The 20,110-nt window shown below is 56.4% G+C and carries 24 protein-coding genes; all 24 read left to right on the top strand.

All coding sequences use genetic code 11. The features are described from left to right. Nucleotides 1-2: 2 nt before the first annotated feature. The 24 genes from pilO2 to ACOTZB_RS11375 all read left to right on the top strand — a co-directional run bounded on the left by pilO2 (nucleotide 3) and on the right by ACOTZB_RS11375 (nucleotide 20,106). Complete coding sequence (gene pilO2 / locus ACOTZB_RS11490; protein ID WP_407637864.1) at nucleotides 3-1,283, top strand: type 4b pilus protein PilO2; 1,281 nt, start codon at nucleotides 3-5, stop codon at nucleotides 1,281-1,283. Beyond that, entirely contained in the window at nucleotides 1,270-1,767 is a 498-nt protein-coding gene (gene pilP, locus ACOTZB_RS11485) for a type IV pilus biogenesis protein PilP (RefSeq protein WP_034948922.1), read from the top strand. The genes pilO2 and pilP overlap by 14 nt, the downstream gene beginning before the upstream one ends. A gap of 7 nt (nucleotides 1,768-1,774) precedes the next feature. After that, a complete protein-coding gene (locus ACOTZB_RS11480) occupies nucleotides 1,775-3,352 on the top strand; it encodes a GspE/PulE family protein (RefSeq protein ID WP_421627207.1) in 1,578 nt (525 codons plus the stop codon). Beyond that, entirely contained in the window at nucleotides 3,339-4,454 is a 1,116-nt protein-coding gene (locus ACOTZB_RS11475; protein ID WP_421627186.1) for a type II secretion system F family protein, read from the top strand. Before ACOTZB_RS11480 ends, ACOTZB_RS11475 begins: the two co-directional genes overlap by 14 nt. 9 nt (nucleotides 4,455-4,463) lie before the next feature. Next, complete coding sequence (locus ACOTZB_RS11470; protein WP_421627185.1) at nucleotides 4,464-5,060, top strand: type 4 pilus major pilin; 597 nt, start codon at nucleotides 4,464-4,466, stop codon at nucleotides 5,058-5,060. 4 nt (nucleotides 5,061-5,064) lie between these two features. Continuing rightward, on the top strand, nucleotides 5,065-5,544 hold the full coding sequence (locus ACOTZB_RS11465; RefSeq protein ID WP_421627184.1) for a lytic transglycosylase domain-containing protein: 480 nt from the start codon (nucleotides 5,065-5,067) through the stop codon (nucleotides 5,542-5,544). Next, the gene (locus ACOTZB_RS11460) at nucleotides 5,541-6,209 is read left to right on the top strand and encodes a prepilin peptidase (RefSeq protein ID WP_421627183.1); all 669 of its coding nucleotides are present in this window, start codon (nucleotides 5,541-5,543) and stop codon (nucleotides 6,207-6,209) included. The genes ACOTZB_RS11465 and ACOTZB_RS11460 overlap by 4 nt, the downstream gene beginning before the upstream one ends. Nucleotides 6,210-6,214: 5 nt before the next feature. Beyond that, the gene (pilV, locus tag ACOTZB_RS11455; RefSeq protein ID WP_421627182.1) at nucleotides 6,215-7,486 is read left to right on the top strand and encodes a shufflon system plasmid conjugative transfer pilus tip adhesin PilV; all 1,272 of its coding nucleotides are present in this window, start codon (nucleotides 6,215-6,217) and stop codon (nucleotides 7,484-7,486) included. A gap of 638 nt (nucleotides 7,487-8,124) precedes the next feature. After that, nucleotides 8,125-8,982: a plasmid transfer protein gene (locus ACOTZB_RS11450; RefSeq protein WP_421627181.1), complete on the top strand. Its 858-nt coding sequence runs from the start codon at nucleotides 8,125-8,127 to the stop codon at nucleotides 8,980-8,982. Between the two features lie 17 nt (nucleotides 8,983-8,999). After that, on the top strand, nucleotides 9,000-9,713 hold the full coding sequence (locus tag ACOTZB_RS11445; RefSeq protein ID WP_421627180.1) for a TIGR03759 family integrating conjugative element protein: 714 nt from the start codon (nucleotides 9,000-9,002) through the stop codon (nucleotides 9,711-9,713). Further along, a complete protein-coding gene (locus ACOTZB_RS11440; RefSeq protein WP_034948923.1) occupies nucleotides 9,692-10,303 on the top strand; it encodes a transglycosylase SLT domain-containing protein in 612 nt (203 codons plus the stop codon). Before ACOTZB_RS11445 ends, ACOTZB_RS11440 begins: the two co-directional genes overlap by 22 nt. Further along, nucleotides 10,300-10,830, top strand: coding sequence for an integrating conjugative element protein (locus ACOTZB_RS11435; RefSeq protein ID WP_200678931.1), 531 nt, complete (start codon nucleotides 10,300-10,302; stop codon nucleotides 10,828-10,830). The genes ACOTZB_RS11440 and ACOTZB_RS11435 overlap by 4 nt, the downstream gene beginning before the upstream one ends. Then, complete coding sequence (locus ACOTZB_RS11430) at nucleotides 10,830-11,483, top strand: restriction endonuclease (protein WP_058973064.1); 654 nt, start codon at nucleotides 10,830-10,832, stop codon at nucleotides 11,481-11,483. The genes ACOTZB_RS11435 and ACOTZB_RS11430 overlap by 1 nt, the downstream gene beginning before the upstream one ends. A gap of 1 nt (nucleotide 11,484) precedes the next feature. Then, a complete protein-coding gene (locus tag ACOTZB_RS11425; RefSeq protein WP_421627179.1) occupies nucleotides 11,485-11,859 on the top strand; it encodes a hypothetical protein in 375 nt (124 codons plus the stop codon). A gap of 3 nt (nucleotides 11,860-11,862) precedes the next feature. Further along, complete coding sequence (locus ACOTZB_RS11420; protein WP_421627178.1) at nucleotides 11,863-12,639, top strand: hypothetical protein; 777 nt, start codon at nucleotides 11,863-11,865, stop codon at nucleotides 12,637-12,639. Then, entirely contained in the window at nucleotides 12,636-14,753 is a 2,118-nt protein-coding gene (gene traD, locus ACOTZB_RS11415; RefSeq protein ID WP_421627177.1) for a type IV conjugative transfer system coupling protein TraD, read from the top strand. The genes ACOTZB_RS11420 and traD overlap by 4 nt, the downstream gene beginning before the upstream one ends. Then, nucleotides 14,734-15,495, top strand: coding sequence for a TIGR03747 family integrating conjugative element membrane protein (locus ACOTZB_RS11410; protein ID WP_421627176.1), 762 nt, complete (start codon nucleotides 14,734-14,736; stop codon nucleotides 15,493-15,495). Before traD ends, ACOTZB_RS11410 begins: the two co-directional genes overlap by 20 nt. A 232-nt stretch (nucleotides 15,496-15,727) precedes the next feature. After that, nucleotides 15,728-16,045, top strand: a complete 318-nt coding sequence (locus ACOTZB_RS11405) for an RAQPRD family integrative conjugative element protein (protein WP_034948935.1) — start codon at nucleotides 15,728-15,730, stop codon at nucleotides 16,043-16,045. Continuing rightward, the gene (locus ACOTZB_RS11400; protein WP_421627175.1) at nucleotides 16,036-16,281 is read left to right on the top strand and encodes a TIGR03758 family integrating conjugative element protein; all 246 of its coding nucleotides are present in this window, start codon (nucleotides 16,036-16,038) and stop codon (nucleotides 16,279-16,281) included. The genes ACOTZB_RS11405 and ACOTZB_RS11400 overlap by 10 nt, the downstream gene beginning before the upstream one ends. Before the next feature lie 12 nt (nucleotides 16,282-16,293). Beyond that, the gene (locus ACOTZB_RS11395; protein WP_058973054.1) at nucleotides 16,294-16,656 is read left to right on the top strand and encodes a TIGR03745 family integrating conjugative element membrane protein; all 363 of its coding nucleotides are present in this window, start codon (nucleotides 16,294-16,296) and stop codon (nucleotides 16,654-16,656) included. Between the two features lie 9 nt (nucleotides 16,657-16,665). After that, nucleotides 16,666-17,040: a TIGR03750 family conjugal transfer protein gene (locus ACOTZB_RS11390; RefSeq protein ID WP_421627174.1), complete on the top strand. Its 375-nt coding sequence runs from the start codon at nucleotides 16,666-16,668 to the stop codon at nucleotides 17,038-17,040. After that, the gene (locus ACOTZB_RS11385) at nucleotides 17,037-17,681 is read left to right on the top strand and encodes a PFL_4703 family integrating conjugative element protein (protein ID WP_058973052.1); all 645 of its coding nucleotides are present in this window, start codon (nucleotides 17,037-17,039) and stop codon (nucleotides 17,679-17,681) included. Before ACOTZB_RS11390 ends, ACOTZB_RS11385 begins: the two co-directional genes overlap by 4 nt. Beyond that, nucleotides 17,681-18,586 (top strand): TIGR03749 family integrating conjugative element protein, encoded by a 906-nt coding sequence (locus ACOTZB_RS11380; protein WP_421627173.1) that lies wholly within the window; start codon nucleotides 17,681-17,683, stop codon nucleotides 18,584-18,586. The genes ACOTZB_RS11385 and ACOTZB_RS11380 overlap by 1 nt, the downstream gene beginning before the upstream one ends. Next, the gene (locus ACOTZB_RS11375) at nucleotides 18,586-20,106 is read left to right on the top strand and encodes a TIGR03752 family integrating conjugative element protein (RefSeq protein ID WP_058973050.1); all 1,521 of its coding nucleotides are present in this window, start codon (nucleotides 18,586-18,588) and stop codon (nucleotides 20,104-20,106) included. Before ACOTZB_RS11380 ends, ACOTZB_RS11375 begins: the two co-directional genes overlap by 1 nt. The last annotated feature ends 4 nt before the right edge of the window (nucleotides 20,107-20,110 follow it).

The raw sequence follows: 20,110 nt of genomic DNA, 5'->3' as shown, positions 1-20,110 counted from the left end.
ACATGCCAGCAATGAAAAAATTAAGCCTTCGTACCGGCGTCCGGATTATGCATCAGCGTCGCGACTGGATGGCCGGAATGCACTGGGAGCCGCAGCGAAACGCTTTGGCCACCCGGTTTCGCAGCCAGTCCTCTCCCGATACGCACTTTGTTGCTGCCGGGCGCGGGAATGCATCGATGCAGGGGCTGGTTTCTCCGGGCCGCGCGCGCCGTCATATTCATTCCCTTGCCGTGGCGTTTCTGCTCACCGAGGGCGGGAAAGCCTGGGGGATCTACCGTCTGAGTCACGAAGAGGATATGTGGGTGTTCTTTGCCGCCATCGGCGGGCAGCTTTCGGTGATGGGCGACGTGACCGGCTCGCGAGCCACCATTGAACTGGCTGCAAAAAATTTCCTGCGGTTCAACGACGCCGATGCGCCGGGATTAAGGTGTGCCGCGACGGTGGACGACGATCGCCACGCCAGTACGCTGACTGACAGACTCAGTCGCACCCAGCTTAAGCGCTGCCGGCTGCGTAAGCGCGTCACTGCGATGGCGGTTATCCTGCCGGTGGTCCTCGTGACCCTTGCATTGGCCTCGGGTATGTACTGGTACGACACCGCCTCTGAGAAAGCCGAACAGGCGGCTGCGATGGCGGCGTTTCGCGCCCGCCTGGCCCTTAAGCCTGAAAAACCGGCCGTGCCCGCACGCGCACCGCACCCGTGGGCCTCGCAGCTTCCCGTTTCTGTGCTGCTCAGCAACTGCTGGCTCACCCGTGAACCTGTTTTTGCCTCCGTGGCCGGCTGGCGATTTACGGATGGCGAATGCGTGCCGGAAGGGCTGCGTTTGCGGTTTATTGCCACCCCCGGCGCAACCGTGGAGGACTTTTCCCGCCGCGCACGGGAGCTGCTGGGGCACTCAGCCGTCTTTAACCTGCAGGAGGGCGGCAAAAGCGGCGACGTTTTTATTCCCTTCAAACGCACCTCACCCGCCGGACTCACGGACGAAGCGCTCCCCGGTGCTGACGCTCAGCTCATGCGATTTATTTCCCATCTGCAGCGACGGAATCTCGACGTGAAGTTTACCGAGGTGAAGCCGCCGGCTGTCACGCCGGGTCAGGAAAAAAACACGCCTCCGCAGGACTGGCGGGAATTCTCGTTCTCAGTCAGCTCTCGCCTGCAGCCTGAGCGGCTGCTTCAGGATTTTGATGCCACAGGGCTACGCCTGACCAGCCTGTCCATCACCATGAGCCCGCAGGGGCAGTTCGACTACACGATGAAGGGGAGCGTTTATGCGCAGAATTAATCCCGCCGGCAGGGACTTGCTGCTGGCCGTTCTGCTCTGCGGAACGACACTGCCGGTACTGGCCGCCGACCCACTGCCACCCAACGTCACGCTTGGTGAGCTTGAAGCTGCACAGGCGCGAAACCTCATCCTTGAGCAGAAAGTTCAGACAGCCCGCCTCGAGCAGCAGCTGCGTGAAAGCCAGTCCGGGCAGAGCACCGACCGGAATTATCTGGCCACTGCCGCTCAGCCTGCCATGCCACTGATGGCGCAGCCTGCCCCCTCACAGCAGACCGTGTCAACTGGCGCGGAGAAGCGCGCCGGCAGTGTGCGGCTTCAGGAGATTTACGGACGTGGTAATCAGTTACGTGCCCGTATTGTGCTCCCCGATGGGGGGGTGACAGAGGTGGTGAAAGGGGATCAAATCCCGGGCACCACAAAGCGTGTCACTGAGGTCACGTCCACGCTTGTGCGCCTCAACGACGATTCTGAACTCTCCTTCTGAGGCCATGATGACACCTGATAAAGAGATTATGGATTTTGTATACGCTGAACGGCTGCCCGCCGGTGGCGTGATGCTGCTGATTGATGGTAACCGACGAAAAGAAGCGGCGATTCAGCGCTGGGTAATGGACGTCACACGCCATTATCCGGCCGCGACAACCGAGTTTGTGACCCTGAGCGAACTGAACCGACGTCGGGAAGTGGCTGACCGTCAGGGAATGGGGCTCAGTCAGGGGATCAGCGAAGCGGACATGGATAAACGGGACGTCAGCGTCTCACAGGACAAGGTCATCAGCTATATGAAGCTGGGCCATGAGTTCAATGCTTCTGACATCCATTTTGAGATCAGTGCAGACCGTAAACTGACGATCGTACAACTGCGGATCCATGGTGAGCTCGAAGTGGTTGATGAGGTGAAAGATGTGGAGGGCATGACGCTGGCATCGACTTCCTACCTGTCTATGTGCGACGTCCGTGAGCAGTCCTTCTTTGCCGGCCGTGAGCAGTCAGGGCGCGTCGATGCAAAGTTTGCGCGCCGGGCCGGTCTCTATGGCGCACGCTACGAGCATCGCCCCACACCTGACGGGCTGATTGTGGTCATGCGTCTTATCCCGGACGACGGCGACAGAATACCGACGTTGCCGCAGCTGGGTTTTTTGCCGGAGCAGATAAAGCTTATCATGCAGATCCTGAAGCTACCGGAAGGGATGGTGCTGCTGACCGGACCAACAGGGTCAGGTAAAAGCGCCACGCTGCGCGTCTTCAGCGATATCTGGCTGAAACTGACCGGCGGTAAAAAGCGCCTGCTGACGCTGGAAAATCCACCCGAAGGTCGTATTCCGGGCGCTATTCAGACACCGGTTATGCCCGCCGATAACTCCCCGGAGGCTGTCAGCCGTGCCTGGAATAACGCCAACGCCTCCGCTCTACGCCTCGATCCTGATGCCATCCTGAATGGTGAGATGCGTGATCTTCATTCACTGATTGCGGCCATTTATGCCAGTGAAACCGGGCACGCGCTCTTCTCAACCCTGCACACCCAGAGTGCTATCGGCTCACTGCGCCGCATGGAGCACTTTGGTGTGGATCGTCATCTTTTAGCGGATGCGGCACTCATCACCGGCCTGATAGGCCAGCGTCTGGTGCCGCTGCTGTGTGAACACTGCCGTGTCCCTTGGCATGTCAAAGCCCCTGAGCTGGATACAGATACGCTGACCCGACTCGAACGGTACTGCACCGTTGAGGGCCTGTGTGATACCAGCAAACTTTTCTTCCGAAATCACGAAGGTTGCCCGCACTGCCAGAAAACGGTGCCGTTGACGGGGCGCATTATCAGTCGTGGGGTGACGGGGCGTACGGCCGTGGCCGAGGTGGTCAGGACGGATGCGCGCCAGATGCAGCTCTGGCTGTCACACGGGCCAGCGGTGGCCCGCCAATACTGGGTGAACAACGGGGGGATCACCCGGCGTATGCACCTGATGCGATATCTGTCTGAGGGGCGGGTCGATCCGCTCGAAGGGGATCTTATCTGTCCACTGGATGAAGATGAGGTAATGCATTGCGAGGTCCCTGATGGCATCCGTTAATCGCTTCACGCCTGACAGGGACATGTCGGTCGCAGAAAAACTGCGCTATCGCCTGGTCAGGGCGACCTTTACCGGTCAGTATCGCCAGCCCTTTTACGAGACCCTGCGCTTTCTGCTGGAGAACGGTAAACAACTTAAAGAGGCGCTGATCATGATCGGTGAAGTGCATACCGACTTTGGCCAGCGCTGGCATCCCTACCATGAGCTGGTCCAGGACTGCCTTGAGGGGGTGAACGATAACCGCCCCGGGCGCGCACTGCAGGATGTCCTCGCCGTCTGGGCACCTTATGAAGAGGCCGCGCTTATCAGCGCCGGGATGGAAACCGGCAATATTCCTGGCGCCCTGATGCAGGCCGACAAGCTCATTGTCGCCCGCCGGCGCATCCTCGGTCAGGTTCTCTTCGCCTCGGTGTTCCCTGTCGTGCTGGTCTTGCTGGGAACAGGACTGCTGCTGGCCAACAATCTGGCGCTGGTGCCAACGATGAGCAAAATGTCCGATCCTGCGGGCTGGACCGGGGCACTAGGCCTGATGAACGGCGTCGCACTCTGGACAGGCCAGTGGGGGCTGACCGCAGCGGGTGTAGCCGCCGGTCTGGTGGTTCTTGCCTTCTGGTCTCTGCCGCGGTGGCGGGGGCGACTGCGTCGTTTCGCTGATTACGTCATGCCCTGGTCGGTTTACAAAGACCTGCAGGGCGCCGTTTTTCTGATGAATATTGGGGCGCTGCTCGGTGCCGGCGTGCAGGAACTCAAGTCTCTGCAGATCCTGAACGGATTTGCACCGCCCTGGCTGCAGGAGCGGATTGAGGGGGCGATGGAGTGCATGAGCGAAGGGGATTCTCTGGGCCGTGCAATGCGCAACAGCGGTTATGACTTCCCCAGCCGTGAGGCGGTGAACTACCTCTCGCTGCTGGATAAAGGCAGCAGCGCTGCGTCGCTAATTACCCGGTATGCCGACCGCTGGCTGGAGCAGGCCCTGGCGCGCGTTGCACGGCGCGCGAACGTCACCAAACTCTTTTCTCTCGTTCTGATTATGAGTTTCTTCTTACTCATCCTGCTGATGGTGATGCAGATTCAGGACATGAACACGTTCAGCAATCATTAAGGAAAAATCATGTCATCTAAGGCTTTCCCGCAGCATCAGCGCCAACCCGACAGAGGCTGGGGCATTCTGGAACACGGTGCCATTGCGCTGGGTACCGTTATCGTTATCTGTATTGTTGGTGCATGGGTATGGAGCCTGTGGGGGAAAAAGTCCGTTGGCGTGGAGGTGTCAAATCTTCAGACCATCGTGACCAATGCTCAGCAGCTTAAGCAGACACAGGGGGGATATAACTTCACCAGTGGCACCACGATGACCGGTACGTTCATTCAACAGGGGGGCGCACCGAAAGCGGGCTGGACCATTCAGGGAACGGCGAGCTCAGGCTCCGCCACCATGTGGAACAGTTACGGCGGACAGGTGGTGATGGCGCCGGTAGCGACTAACGGATTTAACAACGGATTTTCCGTAACGACTCAGAAAGTACCGCAGGCAGACTGCATCTCTCTAGCGACTCAGCTGGGCTCCGGTGGCGCTTTCAGCGCTATTACCATCAACAGTACGGACTACAGCGATGGTGTTGTGAGTGCAGAAGAGGCGGGCAAATCCTGCTCTGCTGACAGCGGTATGACCGGTAACAATACACTCGTCTTCACGCACAACGGCTGATGACATGCTGCGCATTATCACGTTACTGCTTCTGGTCACGCTGTGCCCCCGTGTGGGGGCCTTCTGTTTTGAAGCGGCGGGCGCGAAATATCACATTGACCCACTGCTGCTAAAAGCCATTGCAACGGGCGAAAGCAGCCTCCGTCCGGGGGTTACCAATATCAACCGCGATAAAACTACCGGCCGGGCGTTGAGCACCGACTACGGTCTTATGCAGGTCAACTCAACACACATTCCCTCGTTGATAGCACAGGGCGTTATACGCAGCCCTCAGGAACTCCTGACGCGCCCCTGTCTGAATGTGCAAATCGGCACCTGGATACTGGCGAAGCATTTTCAGGTCTGTGGCATCAGTTGGAACTGCCTGGGTTCCTATAACGCCGGCTTCAGAAAAGATCGTCATGAAACCCGTGAGTCCTACGCCAACCGGATTTATGCCATTTACCGCCAGCTTTTGCTGAAAGAACGGGGAGTTAAACTGTGACCCTGCTGACCCTGAGCATGCCATGGCCCACGCTTATCATTATTTTTCCACTGTGCATCTGCATCTTCAGTTCAATGGCGAGCCTTGTCCGTCTTTATCTGATGACTTCAGATGATGAGCGAGAGTGGATAAAGGTCTTTTTCATACCCGCACCGCCAGGTATCACCTGGCTTTTCGCCGCCGCAGCAGCCTTTATGATTATGTCTCCAGCGCCCGCCCTGGAACGACTACTGGCGGTATTATTCAGCCTTTTTCTCTTCAAAATGACGCTGAGTGATGCCATTACCGGCTTTCTTCCCCGGGAAATGACGGTGAGCTGTCTGATCGCCGGACTGGTCTCTGCTCTTGCCGTTCCCGCTTTCTGGGAACACTTCTTCTCAGCTGTGACCGCGCTGGCGGTATTCGCCGTATGGCGATATGCCACGTTCAGAATGCATGGCCGTGAATGTCTGGGTCTGGGGGATGTCTGGCTGGCGGGCGCCGTGTCTGCCTGGCTGGGCGGACCTGAAGGACTTTCTGCTTTGCTTGCCGGCGTCATATTTTTTGTGCTCTGGCAGTTGCTGGTTCGCCGCGTCAGTGAAGGAGGACCGATGGGGCCCTGGCTGTGCACTGGCGCGATTCTTGTCACCTTAACCCGACTTTATCAACCACTCATTACATGGTGAATCCCGTGAAATCAAACAACTCAATTGACCGGGGATGGGCCATCCTCAGCACCGGCGCTGCACTGATTATCCTTCTGCTGGTCAGCGTATGGGGTTATTCACTGATCAGCGAATGGATGCAAAAGCGCACCTGGATGAACACGTCCGCACAGGTATCACGCTTTACCCAGGCCGTGAAGAGTTACACGGGGCGTTATTACGACACATTGCTCTCGAGTGCCACAACAACGGCCCCGGTCATCGTGACCCCGGTCATGTTAAAAAATACCGGTTTTCTTGAGCAAGGGTTCAGTGAAAATACGATAGATGGCCAGGGGTATCGCGCTGCACTGGTCCGCAATGCGACGAATACCGATCAGTTGCAGGCTTTGGTGTACACGCAGAACGGCTCCGCGCTTCCTTTTCTGGCGCTGCGTCAGATATCCATGGATATCACGTCAGGCATGGGTGGGTATATCTGGACGTCAGGCATCGCCACCGGTGCGATGAGCAGCTGGAGCATACCGTTGTCACAATTTGGTGTCACTACCACGCAGGGGCATATTGCCGTACTCCTCACAACCGATGAACTGGGCGTTGCGCGGGGTGAAAGTGATCGCCTGTATCGTTTTTCCGTAACCGGCAAGCCCGACCTGAATACCATGCATACCAACATTGACATGGGCGGAAACAACCTGAATAACACGGCCACCGTCAACGCAGCAAACGGTGCCTTCACCAGTAACGTCAGCGCGGGCGGTAATATCACCGCCAGTGGAACTGTGACCGGGCAGAATGTTGCAGCAGGCTCGAATGTGACCGCGGGTAATGGCATGACGGCGAATAATGATATCCGTTCAAATAATGGCTGGTTTATAACGCGTGGGAGCAAGGGCTGGCTGAATGAGACGTATGGCGGCGGTTTTTATATGTCTGATAACGACTGGGTGCGTGCCATCAATAACAAAAATATCTACACCGGCGGGCAGGTTCGTGGAGGAAGCGTTCGGGCTGACGGGCGACTGTCAACGGGGGAGGTTTTACAGCTTGATGGTATAAACACCGCTGGCGCAGGTTGCTCGCCAAACGGGCTGGTAAGCCGCGACGGTGCTGGCGCCATACTTTCCTGTCAATCCGGTGTGTGGAAATCAAGTTCCGGATCCACGATGAGAGTATGTGCAAACTATTGTGGTGGTAACTGGCCACTGGAAATTGGAAAAGTAAATCATGATGGTGACTGGTCCTCCTGGAATACCCTCGTGAAGGCTGCGGCGGTTCATACTCGAAGAACTGGCTGATACCTGTTTTTTGCAGCATTAACTGACTGTCAATCCGGTGTGTGGAGTGGGTCCAAAAACAGCGGACGTTATTCCTTGGTTGGCAGCTTCACTTCACAGTACAACGGATATAACTCAGCTAATGCAACTATCAATGTGTATGCAGTAGGCGGTAATTCAATCGTGTACAAGGATCTCGGTGATGGTCAGGGCTGTACTAACACCTGGGCGCTGAGTGCTTCTGCAGGTGGCGTAGGAGCAGCGTCTGCATCCGACAATAATCCAGCCTGGGCTAAATCAGGGACGATTTCATTTCAGTAACTAAGGAATCAGTTTCCGCAGATTGACTGCCGAAATGATTTTTATGAAAATTAAGTAGTACCAACGAAAGCAAACCTCTAATGACATATTGATACCGCATGCCATTTATTGGTATGCGGTTTTTTTTATCCATTACACCTTATGTGTTGAGTTTTACTGCACTGCTCCTCCAGGTATCTGCAGAGCAGATCTTCCATACCCATACTCAGTTCATTGATATCCACTTGCCGGCGTCTTCCTGAAATTTTTACAAACGGCTAATGAGTTAATCATCGTTATTCGTCGCGCATTTTTGCACCTTATGGCCGTTCTGCTGTGCAGCCATAAGGAAACCCTGTATGTCACCCAGTCATGCCTCACCCGAGGAACTACTTCCGGATGCGCCTGAGTCTCAGCTCTGTGGGCCAGAGGTGCAGCCCTCTGCTGCAGTCAAGCCGCGTCAGCGATTGCCGTTTAGCCCCCGAAAAATTCTCCTGACCGGCAGTGCCATTTTACTGACTGTCAGTCTGGCCGGATCACTCATTGCGCTGGTTGTTATGGGCAGTCAGGTATCTGACCTCACCATTCGTGTTAACACGCTCGATGCCGCTTTTCGCAGCGGACAGATTGGCCAGCTGACCTCAAATGTTTCGGCAATGGAAAATCGGCTTAAAACGCTTGAACAGCAGGCCGCCGCGCTTGCTGACCTGCCTGGCGCAGTTCAGTCAACCCGTGAACAGCAGGACAGCCTGAAGAGCGCGATCAATCAGCTCCGTGATAACGAAAACACCAACAGCCAGGCGGTGGCTCAGTTGCAGACCCGCGCGGGTGCGCTAGAGCACGACGTTCAGCAGGCTAAAGCCACGCTGGATGAGCTTAACCGCAGGGCAGAACCTGCACAAAAACCTTCAGAGCCTGAAAAGCCCCGCACCGCCAGTGAGGCAGGAAAAAGTCGGACGGCGTCCGCATCAAAAAAGATTAACCGGTCAGTCAGGCGCGCGGTGACGCTGGCTGCACCGTTCGAGCTGACCGGCATTGAACGTCGTGGCGGTCAGACCTTCGCCGTGGTCATTCCCCGGGGTGCCTCGCAGATATCAGCGATGCGCCTGCTTTCTCCGGGTGACAGTCTGATGGGCTGGACGCTGAAATCCACGGAGGGGGGGCATGCGGCCCGCTTCCAGATCAATGGCAGTGAACAGCTGATCCAGGCTCAATAAGTGGAGCTAAAACGTATATGAGAAACTTTTTACTGACAGCACTGAGTCTTATGCCATGGGTACTTCAGGCTGCTGAAGTCCAGACGTCACCCGCGCAAAGCGTGGTATCGGTGTTGCAGCAGTCATCCACGAGCGTTCTGAGCGCGCAGCAGCAGGCTCAGCAGTGGGGATTATCTGATACCGACTGGAGTCGGTACCAGGCGATGATGAAGGGATCGCGGGGCATTATGTCCCCCGGGCTTGATCCACTCACCGCACTGGGTGTTGAGACTGACAGCTCTGCCGAACGTCGCCGCCTTGCTGAACTCTGGGTCAGACATGAGTATCAGCGAAGCGAGAAGGAGCTGGCTTTTCAGCGAGAAATTAACGCAGCCTGGCTGCGACTGTATCCGGAGACGCTGGCCGTCAATATGGGCAGCAACGCGGCCGGCATTGCGCACGACACGCAGGGCCGTCTGGCCCTCTTTGTGAAGGAAAACTGCACCCGCTGCGATGCGCGCCTGGCCGCCGTTCTGGCCGACAACCGGCCGGTTGATATTTATCTGGTAGGAGACAGCAGCGACGAAGGCATCAGGACATGGGCCATTAAACACAATATTCCGGTAGATAAAGTCCGCAGCCGCCAGATTACTCTGAACCATGATGGCGGCCTGTGGATGCGCTACGGTCAGGGTCAGATGCCGGTCATTCTGCAGCAGGGAGAAAACGGATGGCAGCTTGCCGCATTCTGATGTTCTTTACTGTCCTGCTTTTTGCCACGGGGTCCGCCTTGTCTGCAGAGCTGCAAGTTATTCCCGATGCTTACCGGCAGATTGCAGCAGCTGAACGTGTGCCTGCTGAATCACTGTATTCACTGGCCATGGCAGAAAGTACCCGCCAGACCGCATGGGGGGCTAAGCCCTGGCCATGGACAATAAATGTGGCGGGAAAAGGATACCACTATGAGACGCGGGAGCAGGCCTTTTCGGCACTTATGGGGTTTATGCAGCGCTGGCCCCTGAAGAACATTGATGTCGGCATTGCGCAGGTCAATCTGGGCTGGAACGGGCATTTTTTTCCGACGTATCGTGATGCTTTCGACCCCTATACCAACCTTCGCGCTGCCGCCCGGATACTGAGAGCCTGCTATGACGCCCGACCTGGCAGCTGGCTGCGGGCTGCGGGTTGTTACCACCATCCTGCGGGCGGGCAACACGCAGCGACCTATATGGCCATCGTTCGTCGCAAACTCAGTCAGATCGCACAAGCCAGTATACCGGCAGGCTCAGCTCAGCCTGTGGCGCTGGCCCGCTCAACGCTCACCTGGATTGAACCTCAATGAAAAAACTCTTTCGTCAGGCTTTTACTGTCTCACTCCTTTCAGCCGTTATGGCTGTCGCCTTCAGTGCATGCGCCTCGCTCATCGTCGTGGGCGATTCAGGTGGTGAGCCAACCGCCCCCCTCTTTGAGGCCATCAATGCCGGTCAGAACAACGACACCGGCATGCCTGAGTCATTGCCACAGCCGCCCGCCTCTCTGAGCATTTCCGATATGCTGCCGGTCAGTACGCCGGAAATGTCTCCGGGAGTTGTAGCATCCCGGCCACTGAACCTTCCCGGTATGCCGCCGGTATTTGTGCTGGGTGATGACGTGGCTTCACGTCAATGGCTGCAGCAGCATGCTGCATCACTCAGTGGCATGCAGGCAACTGGCATGGTGATAAGCGTCCAGGATGAGCAGGGTTTAAACACCCTTCGTCAACTGGCGCCGGGCGTGGCTATGGTGCCCGTCAGCGGCGGCGACCTGGCTCGCCGGCTGGGGCTGAATCACTACCCCCTGCTTATCACCGCAACAGGAATATCACAGTGATGTCGGTCATTCTCATCGCCGAGCTGCTGAGTCAGCACAGGGGGATGCTTGCTCTGTTACTAGCGGGGGCGCTGGCACTTGCCATCACAGTGTTAAGGCCGCGTTCGGTCAGCCAGCGTCGCCATCACCGCTATCAGAAACAGGCGGCCCGGGCACTGCTTCGTTTGCCGCAGCTGCGTGACGACGCGGCCAGAATCACCTGGCTTCGTAAGATGAACCCGTACGTCTTCGAGGAAATGTTATTGACGGCGATGTCCCGACAGGGATTTCGCATACAGCGCAACGCACGATACAGCGGTGACGGTGGTGCTGACGGTCAGGTCTGGATAAACGGTCAGCGCTGGCTGATTCAGGCCAAGCGCTACAGCGATACCATCAACGCCGCGCACGTCTCTGCATTCGGCCTGCTGACCGAAACTGAACGGGCGTCGGGGCTGTTTGTACACACCGGGCGCACGGGTGAAGTGAGCAGAGAAGCATTCCTCCGCTATCCAGGCATCAGACTCATCAGCGGTCAGCCACTGCTGAGATTGCTGGCAGGCGACCGTCGCTGGATGGAAAAGCTCAACGTTTCACCTGAGCGACAGACACCAACACGTGCAGTTTCACCACCGGCTTTCTCCCTGTCACCTTCTGCCCGAAAGGAACGCTGATATGCGCAAACTCAACACGCCCCCCTCCGAACTTATCTGTGACATGTTTACATCGGAGAGGGCCAGAATGATTTATACCGTCCTTGGAAACCTGGTCCAGTGTGCAATCAGGATCATTATCTTTCGTCCACTTTTTCTTTTCAGCTGCCTGGCGTCGGTCGTTATGGCTGCAGTGCCTGTAGCGGTCTTTATCAGCCCGGCCTACACGCCAGAGGTCCTGAATGCAGGGTTATTACGTACATTGCGTCTGCTGCCCGACGCATATATACCGCTGTGCCTCGCCGGTCTGCTCTTCGAGCTGGTTTTTCAGGTCCGTAAAATCGTCGGGTCCCATCATGACTGGCCAGATATTGCCGGTAAAGGAAGAGGTCAATAAGCCATGAGTGACTTTCTGACGAGAACGGACGCTAATCCACCGCACTGGGCTGGGGACATTATTGGCGTATGGGATGAGCATAAACTGCGGCTGCACGGTGGTTTTTTGCGCCGGCATTACTGGACGGATCAGGGCAGCATTAACGTGTTTTGCATTAAGGGAACCGAACACCCGGATTATCAGGGACTCACCTGGCATGATTTCCTTCATCGTGGTAAACGCATGGACCGCAATATCCCCATGCTCGAACGCAACCCGGGGTACTATCTGGAGACTGAACGCAAAAAGCCCTCCATGTATTACAACAGCTACAACGGCATTGACTGGTATATCGGCGCCGACGGCAATCATCGCAGCGGTTTGGCGCGGTTTTTGTTCCATGAGCGGGAAATGGCGTATCTGCACGGGGTGCATCTCAGTCATTACGAGTTCGATGAACCTCTGCTGGCCGTGTATGTGGCGCTTCGTGATGAGTTGAGTCAGCATACCGCCCAAGGTTTTTATATGGACCTTGAAGTCAACCACATCCATCGCGGCCGTGAGGATACTGCAGGCTGGAAAACTGATACGTATTCCAGCTCGCTGTATTTCAGCTCGGGCTCCTGGCAGCGGGAGTACCGTGAAAATCCCGCCGTCAGTTCAGTCACTGCCGCTCGTGCTGTCTCAGACCCGAAAGATGGCTGGAGACTTCTCCATGAGCTACGGATGTGGCGCGATCAGCGTGCGTCAGCTGGCCGCACCGGCTTTTTTCACAGGCTGACAGGATGGAAGCGCCCATGAGCAATGATTACGTCATGGAGTCTTTGCTCCGTCCGGCCGTAGAAATGTATTCCGCAACCGTCGCTGCAAGCGCGACCTGCATCTGTCTGACAGCCCCGTGGGCGGTGGCGCTTGCGCCTTCCGTCAGTTGGGTGACTGCTGCGGGATTTGGGGTGCTGGCCCTGAAGCGCACCCGGCAGGGCCTGAAGATACTGCGCTATCGCCGCAACATCCGCCGTCTTCCCCGTTATGTTCTCACCAGTGAACAGATACCCGTCAGCCGCCGCCACTTGTTTTTAGGGAAGGGGTTCCGGTGGTCAGCTCGCCACACGCAGCGGCTGATGGAAGCGCGTCGCCCGGAGTGTGAAGTATATGTTCAGCCTTCAGTGCTGTATCGCATGGCGCGTGACGTGGAAAAAAAGATGGAGTACAGCCTCCCCTGGCTGTGCCGTCTGACGCGGACTGATTCAGCTCTTAACCCTTTCCGTCCGTTGCCTCCGGTTGGCGGCAGTCCGGTTTATCATGGTGTCGAACCTGATGAAACCGCTGTCACCTATGATCTTGGCGAGCGCGTGGGGCATATGCTGGTCATTGGCACTACGCGCGTGGGCAAAACCCGGCTGGCAGAGTTGCTCATTACGCAGGATATCCGGCGGAAAAATGCGGCCGGCGAGCATGAGGTTGTCATCGTATTTGATCCAAAAGGCGATGCGGACCTGCTACGTCGAATGTACGCCGAGTCTCATCGTGCGGGGCGTCAGGATAATTTCTGGGTGTTTCACCTGGGCTGGCCTGATATCAGCGCACGCTACAACGCAGTAGGAAGGTTCAGCCGTATATCTGAGGTGGCATCCCGCGTGGCCGGTCAGCTCTCTGGTGAGGGTAACTCTGCCGCATTTCGTGAGTTCGCCTGGCGCTTTGTTAATATCATCACGCGCGCGCTGGTCGCTCTGGGGCAGCGGCCCGACTACAGTCTCATTCTCCGCTATGTCACCAACATCGGTGAGCTTTATGAAACCTATGTCGATAATCTGCTGAGTGAAAAAGCGCCGCAGCTTATGAACTCGGTCGAGGCACTGATGAGCAACGGGGTAAGCGATAAGGACCTACCTCGCCATCTTCAGGGCAGACCCAATGGCGCAAAGATATGGGTGTCCGAACAGGTACTGGGGAGCCCTGAGGGTAAAAAGCTCTGGGACCCCGTGCTGGACGGGCTTCGCAGCGCGGTTCAGTATGACCGGACCTATTTCGATAAGATTGTCGCCTCCCTGCTGCCATTGCTGGAGAAGCTGACCACGGGTAAAACGGCGGCGCTTCTCGCCCCGGATTACACTGACCTCAACGACCCCCGGCCGATTCTGGACTGGCACAACATTATCAAATCGCGCGGCGTGGTCTATGTCGGGCTCGACGCCCTCTCTGATCCTGTTGTGGCCGCCGCCGTGGGTAACAGCATGTTCGCTGACCTCGTATCCGAAGGCGGTCACATTTATAAATTCGGTCTCGGTGATGAAGATGAGGGCCAGTCGTCAAAAGTAGCCATTAACCTGCACTGCGATGAGTTTAACGAACTGATGGGGGATGAATTCATCCCGCTCATAAACAAAGGCGGCGGCGCCGGTTTTCAGGTGACGGCTTACACGCAGACACTGTCTGATATTGAGGCCCGCATTGGCAGCACGGCCAAAGCCAATCAGGTTGTGGGTAACTTCAATACCCTGGTGATGCTCCGTGTGCGTGAGAAGAATACAGCCATGCTGCTCACCGATCAGCTTCCGGAAGTGGACGTCTACCAGAAAACGCTTACTTCCGGGGTTACCGACGTGTCCCGTCCTGGCGAAGGCACGGATTTCAATAGTAACGTCAACGATCAGGTGAGCCTGATAAAAACGCCAATGATAAGCCCTGCCGATATCATCAACCTGCCCAAGGGGCAGGCATTTGCGCTGCTGGAAGGCGGCCAGCTATGGAAAATTCGTATGCCGTTGCCGGCAGATAACGACGACCCGCATATGCCTGCCAGTCTGAAACATCTCGCTGACAGCATGGAGAAGAACTACCACACGGGTGAAACGTGGTGGACGGGCGGTGACCTGGTGTTTACGGGGGGATCGGATGTCACAGCAGGACAGTGAAAACGGGCAGCGCAGCCAGCCAGCTCGTCAGCGGCAGTCTGGCCCGATAGGCATGCTGCTGTGGGATTTTCCGATGGGTCTTATTGGCATTTTGCTGGGCTCATTGCTGGTCAGCCTGCTGATTGAGTACGCCTGCATTGCTCTGCTTTGGCCCGATGAAGGGGCTGCACACAGCTACCGCGTCATGCTGGCAGAGAGCCGGTGGCTGTCAGAGGGGTACACCCGTAGCCTGCTGATGAGCGCGCCGGTCGAGACCGTCAGTCGATGGGTACATATGGCATGGCAGTGGCTTTTTGTGGACAGCGGATTCAGCGGCTGGCTGCAGTCGTTCAACTCCCTGAGTAAAAAGGGAAGTGGCCTTATTCCGGCGCTGAACGGCGTTGGCGCCTCCCTGGTCAGCTGGCTAGAGGTCTATCTTCAGGCAACGGTCTGGGTCACGCTGATTTTCTTTATCCGGGTCATGATCCTCTTTTTGAGTCTACCTCTTTTTGCACTGGTGATCATAACGGGCGTGGTTGACGGGCTGGTCCGGCGTGACCTGCGGCGCTACGGTGCGGGTTATGAATCAAGCTTTGTCTATCACCACGCAAAACGTTTCATCAAACCCGCGCTGTACGGACCTTGCATGCTTTATCTCGCATGGCCTACTGCAGTATGGCCAAACCTGTTACTCCTCCCATCAGCATTACTTGTTGGCGCAATATTGGCTGTAGTGACCGGTTCATTTAAAAAGTATCTCTGAAATCTCTCCAGAGTAGTAGTTTCGGGACTATGCCCGGAGGCCCGCAGCTGGTGCGGGTTTTTTTTTGCGCAGCATATAGACAAAACCCACACCGCGATTATTCAGATGTTAACGGTTAGAAGAATCAAAACACGTCATGCTGTTTTTCTTCACATCAGCATTAAGAATTTCCTGCTGTAAGGCTTTCCCCTTTACGTCAATCTCCCGACGACCAGTTAACCGGGAGATCCCCATGCGTCACACCAGAAAACTCATTGTACTGCTGATAGCCACACTTCCCGTTCTGCAGTGCCATGCATCAGAGAAAGACGAGCTGGCGCAGGTTTTACGTCAGTTGGATCAGGTGCAGGCCGGTCTGGATCGGGCGCGTGTGGTGGCCAATCAGACCCAGGATGCCCGTTTTTATTTCGATTACCAGCAGGCAACGCGCGACATCTCCACCATGAAGCAGGGTATATCGACCTATCTTGAACCTTCTCGGGCACAGCCTGCATCCCGTCAGTCCTCAGTTACCGGCCAGTATCGTGCTGAGGAACCCGCATGGCGATGAACGGTGCGCAATTGAACGGCTGGAGCGCGGGGACCGGTAGCAGCCTGACTCCTGGGCAACTGAATACTCTCGTTCTCGGCACGCTTGCGGTCGTAATTCTGCTTTTCTGCGCCTGGGCGCTGGTTCAGGCCTATCGCGGGGTCGTATCAAAATCCGTGACGTTCCGTCAGTTCAATGAGCTCGCCGTCAGACTGGTCGTGCTTTACCTGTCGATGCTCTTTCTGTTTTTCCACTGAAAGGATAAATCAATGAAATCCAAGTTACTCAGGTTTTACCACTCTGCTTTTGCGCGGACGGGGCTACTGCTCTCAGGATTAATGTCTGCCGGACAGGCTCTGGCAGACCTTCCCTCTGTTGAGCAGCCCACTACAGGAGGTGGTGGCGGCACCTACAACACCATGATGGGCTACGCCAAAATGGGCGGTCTGGCACTTGGCCTGATTATCTGTGTCGGTGCTTTTCTGGCCGTCGCCCATGCCGTCATTACGTCTTTCCATGACATCCGTAAAGGTAAAGGTTCCTGGACGGAATTTCTGACTTACGCGGTAGTCGGCATCATTCTCATCCTTGTTGTTATTTATCTGGCCACCAAAGCCTCAGACATTCTGTAAGGAGCGTGTATGGCCGTCATCGATTTCCTTCCTGACCGTCTGAATAACCCTCCTGTGGTGTGGAAAGGTTTTACGTCTGGTGAGTTTCTGCTGGCGGCCATCACAGGTGTTATTGCCGGCATACCGCTGGCAGTACCGCTGGCGATGGTGCCTTTTATCGGGTGGCTGGCGTTTCCAACCTGCATGCTTCTCATGCCGCTCATTGTCAGTTTTCTTGGGGGAGGCTGGATAGCCCGCTACAAACGTGGCAAGCCGGAAAACTACATCTGGCAGCGTCTGGAAGAAATCCGCTGTAGGGCCCGCCTGTCACGGTCAATGGTTCTGGGCAGCCGTGCTTGGGAGGTAAAACGTACCCGGGCTGTCATGCGCGGGGGTGAGAGATGAGTCGTTTTCGTAATGGCATGACGGCACGCGACAATCACATTATTTCCCTGCGCATCGCCTGTGCGCTGCTGTTCGCCGGCATGCTGGTCACAGGCATCGGCTGGATGCGGGCGCCTGCCGAACTCACTATTCACAACCCGCCAGATCTCCGTTCCGGCAGTACGCGTAAATGGTGGGAGGTCCCGCCCTCAACCGTTTACAGCTTTGCCTTTTACATTTTCCAGCAGCTGAATTCCTGGCCAAAAAATGGCGAGGTGGATTATCCGGCGAAAATCGCACAGATGAGCCCTTACTTGACGCCCTCCTGCCAGGACTTTCTGAACAAAGACGCAGAGATGCGTAAGAACAGTGATGAGCTTCGTGATCGCGTTCGCGTGGTATATGAAATCCCGCGCCGTGGTTACAGCAACCGCAGCGTCACCATTCTCGATCAGGACCACTGGATTGCACAGCTCGACCTGGTGGCAGATGAGTACTACCACACTGAGTCGGTTAAGCGCGCGCTGGTACGCTACCCCCTGAAAGTGGTGCGCTGGGAAGGCGATCCGGAGCGCAACCCTTTCGGTCTCGCGCTGGACTGTTATGCGGCCACGCCGCAGCGCCTGGAGGCTGTCACCCTGCCTGAGCCGGAGAAAAAGTGATGAGGCATACATTGAAAAAGTACTCTCTTGTTCTTCTCTCTGGCCTCTTTCTCCCTGGTATGGCCAGTGCGGTGGAACTGATGAAGTGGGAGCGTATTCCGCTTCAGGTCCCGCTTACCGTCGGGCAGGAACGCATCGTATTCGTAAATAAAAACGTGCGAGTGGGTTTTCCGCCCACGCTTAACAGCAAACTGCGCATTCAAAGCACGGGTGGTGCGGTGTATCTCGATGCCAGCGAAGCGTTCCCGGTGACGCGACTTGAGCTTCAGGATAAAGAGAACGGGGAACTTATTCTGCTGGACGTGTCTGCAGCGCCGGGTAAAACCACACGTGAGCCAGTGAAAATTGTGTATGACGGTGAGGTGGCCACGGCTACTGCGCGTGACAAGCAGTCCGTCAGCAGTGATGGGGACAGCACCGGTCGTGGCGCTCAGCAAACGGATAATCAGACAGCTAAGGCAGACCGTAAGCCGGCGAAACTTAATGCGCCGCTGCCGGTGGTCCTGACCCGCTATGCGGCGCAGAACATGTATGGTCCGCTGCGCACGGTAGAAGCAGTGCCGGGTATCAGTCCGGTATCCCTCAAACTGCCGTCGTCCATTACTACGCTCATGCCCTCTGAACCCGTTTCCGTCACGCCAATGGCAGCCTGGAGCCTTCAGGGCAGTAGCGTCATTGCCCTGCAGGTGCGTAATCGTTCACCGGGCAAGGTCATCCTCGATCCGCGTGCGCTTGAGGGCCAGTTCATGACGGCGGCCTTCCAGCACCGCTGGCTGGGGCGTGCAGGCACGCCAGAGGATACCACGGTGCTTTATCTGGTAACGTCCGGGCGTCCGGAGGGAGCCTTTATCGCCGAACCGCCGTCACTGCAGCCTGCTGACGGCCGTAAGCGGAGAGAAAAATAATGAAAGCACCTTCCTCTAATCTCATTGTCAGGGTCGCTGTGCCGGTGGTGCTGGCCAGCGCCATTGTCGTCGGCGTGAAATCCTGCTCAGGCGGTGGCCAGCCCTCCACCGGTTCACACGCACCAACGAATGCTGCACTGAAAGACCTGTCACCAGAAGACCTTAAAACGCTCGGTATTGAAGGTGATACGCCGCAGGATACGCTGCGCACGGTGGTGGGCAACTTCCGTAAAGTACAGGATCGCCTGGACACACTTGCTGATGACAATAAAAAACTCAGTGACGAAAACAAGGCGCTCAAAACCACTAACGGCAACGTTGATGCGCAAATTAATCAGGTTGTCAGCAATGTTCGCGCTGAAGAGGCACAGAAGCGCCTTCAGCTCAGCGCGCAGGTTAACGATCTCGGTACGCAGGTTAAGAAGCTCATGGATCAGCTGCAGGACGGTGGGGCCGGTACAAATGCAGGTGCAAAAAGCAGCGGTCCGGGCGGTGACATACCGATAGGGCTGGGTTACGACAATGGACTCAATCCCGGTGCCGCAAGCACCCCTTCTCCAGACGGTTTGCAGTGGGTAGAACCTAAAGACGGTATTGCCGTTGATGCCAGCGGAAAGGCAGTAACTGAAACCAATAAAAATAACGCAACGGGTTTCTCGTTTGCCACATCGTTTGGTGATGTGGGTCAGGCGGGAAAACAGGCTGCCGGCAATACTGCCGCAGCGGTGCAGACTCAACTCACTGATGCACAAAAGGCCACCGATCCAGTCTATACGCTACCGGAGAACTCAACGCTGGTCGGGAGCCGCGCGATGACAGCACTCCTGGGGCGTATTCCGATTGATGGCAAAGTCACGGATCCCTATCCCTTTAAAGTCATGATTGGTAAAGACAACCTGACGGCTAATGGCATCGAACTGCCCGACGTGCAGGGCGCTATTGTATCCGGGACCGCCACTGGTGACTGGACGCTATCCTGCGTGCGCGGCTCCATTACCAGCATTACGTTTGTCTTTACCGACGGTACCGTCAGAACGCTGCCTTCTCCCGATGGCCAGAACAGTGGCGGCACCCAGAACAGTGGTAATGCGAACGGCAATAACAGCAGCATCGGATGGCTTTCAGACGATAACGGCATTCCATGCATCTCCGGTACGCGTAAAAGCAACGCCTCAACCTACCTGCCGACCATCGCAGGGCTTGCCGCCGCGGGAGCTGCGGGTGACGCATTTGCGCAGAACCAGAATACCACCCAGACCAACGCCTACGGTGGCGTGACTTCGTCTCTCACCGGTGATGCCGGTCAGGCCGTGCTGGGCAAAGCGCTCTCAGGCGGTATGAGGGAAACGATCGACTGGGTTAAAGCCCGCTACGGACAGACCTTCGACGCCATCTATGTCCCACCTGGTCAGAAGGTCGCTTTACATATCACGCGCCAGCTGGCCATCGATTATGAAGAAAAAGGCCGCAAGGTTAAATATGACTTCAGCCTTGCCGGTAATGGCACAGGAATGGACTGACGGG

Source organism: Enterobacter cloacae complex sp. SHL020 (assembly GCF_049236945.1).
Classification (GTDB): Bacteria; Pseudomonadota; Gammaproteobacteria; order Enterobacterales; family Enterobacteriaceae; genus Enterobacter; species Enterobacter dykesii.
Note: the sequence above shows the minus strand (reverse complement) of the source record. Positions and strands in the feature narration are given on the sequence as shown.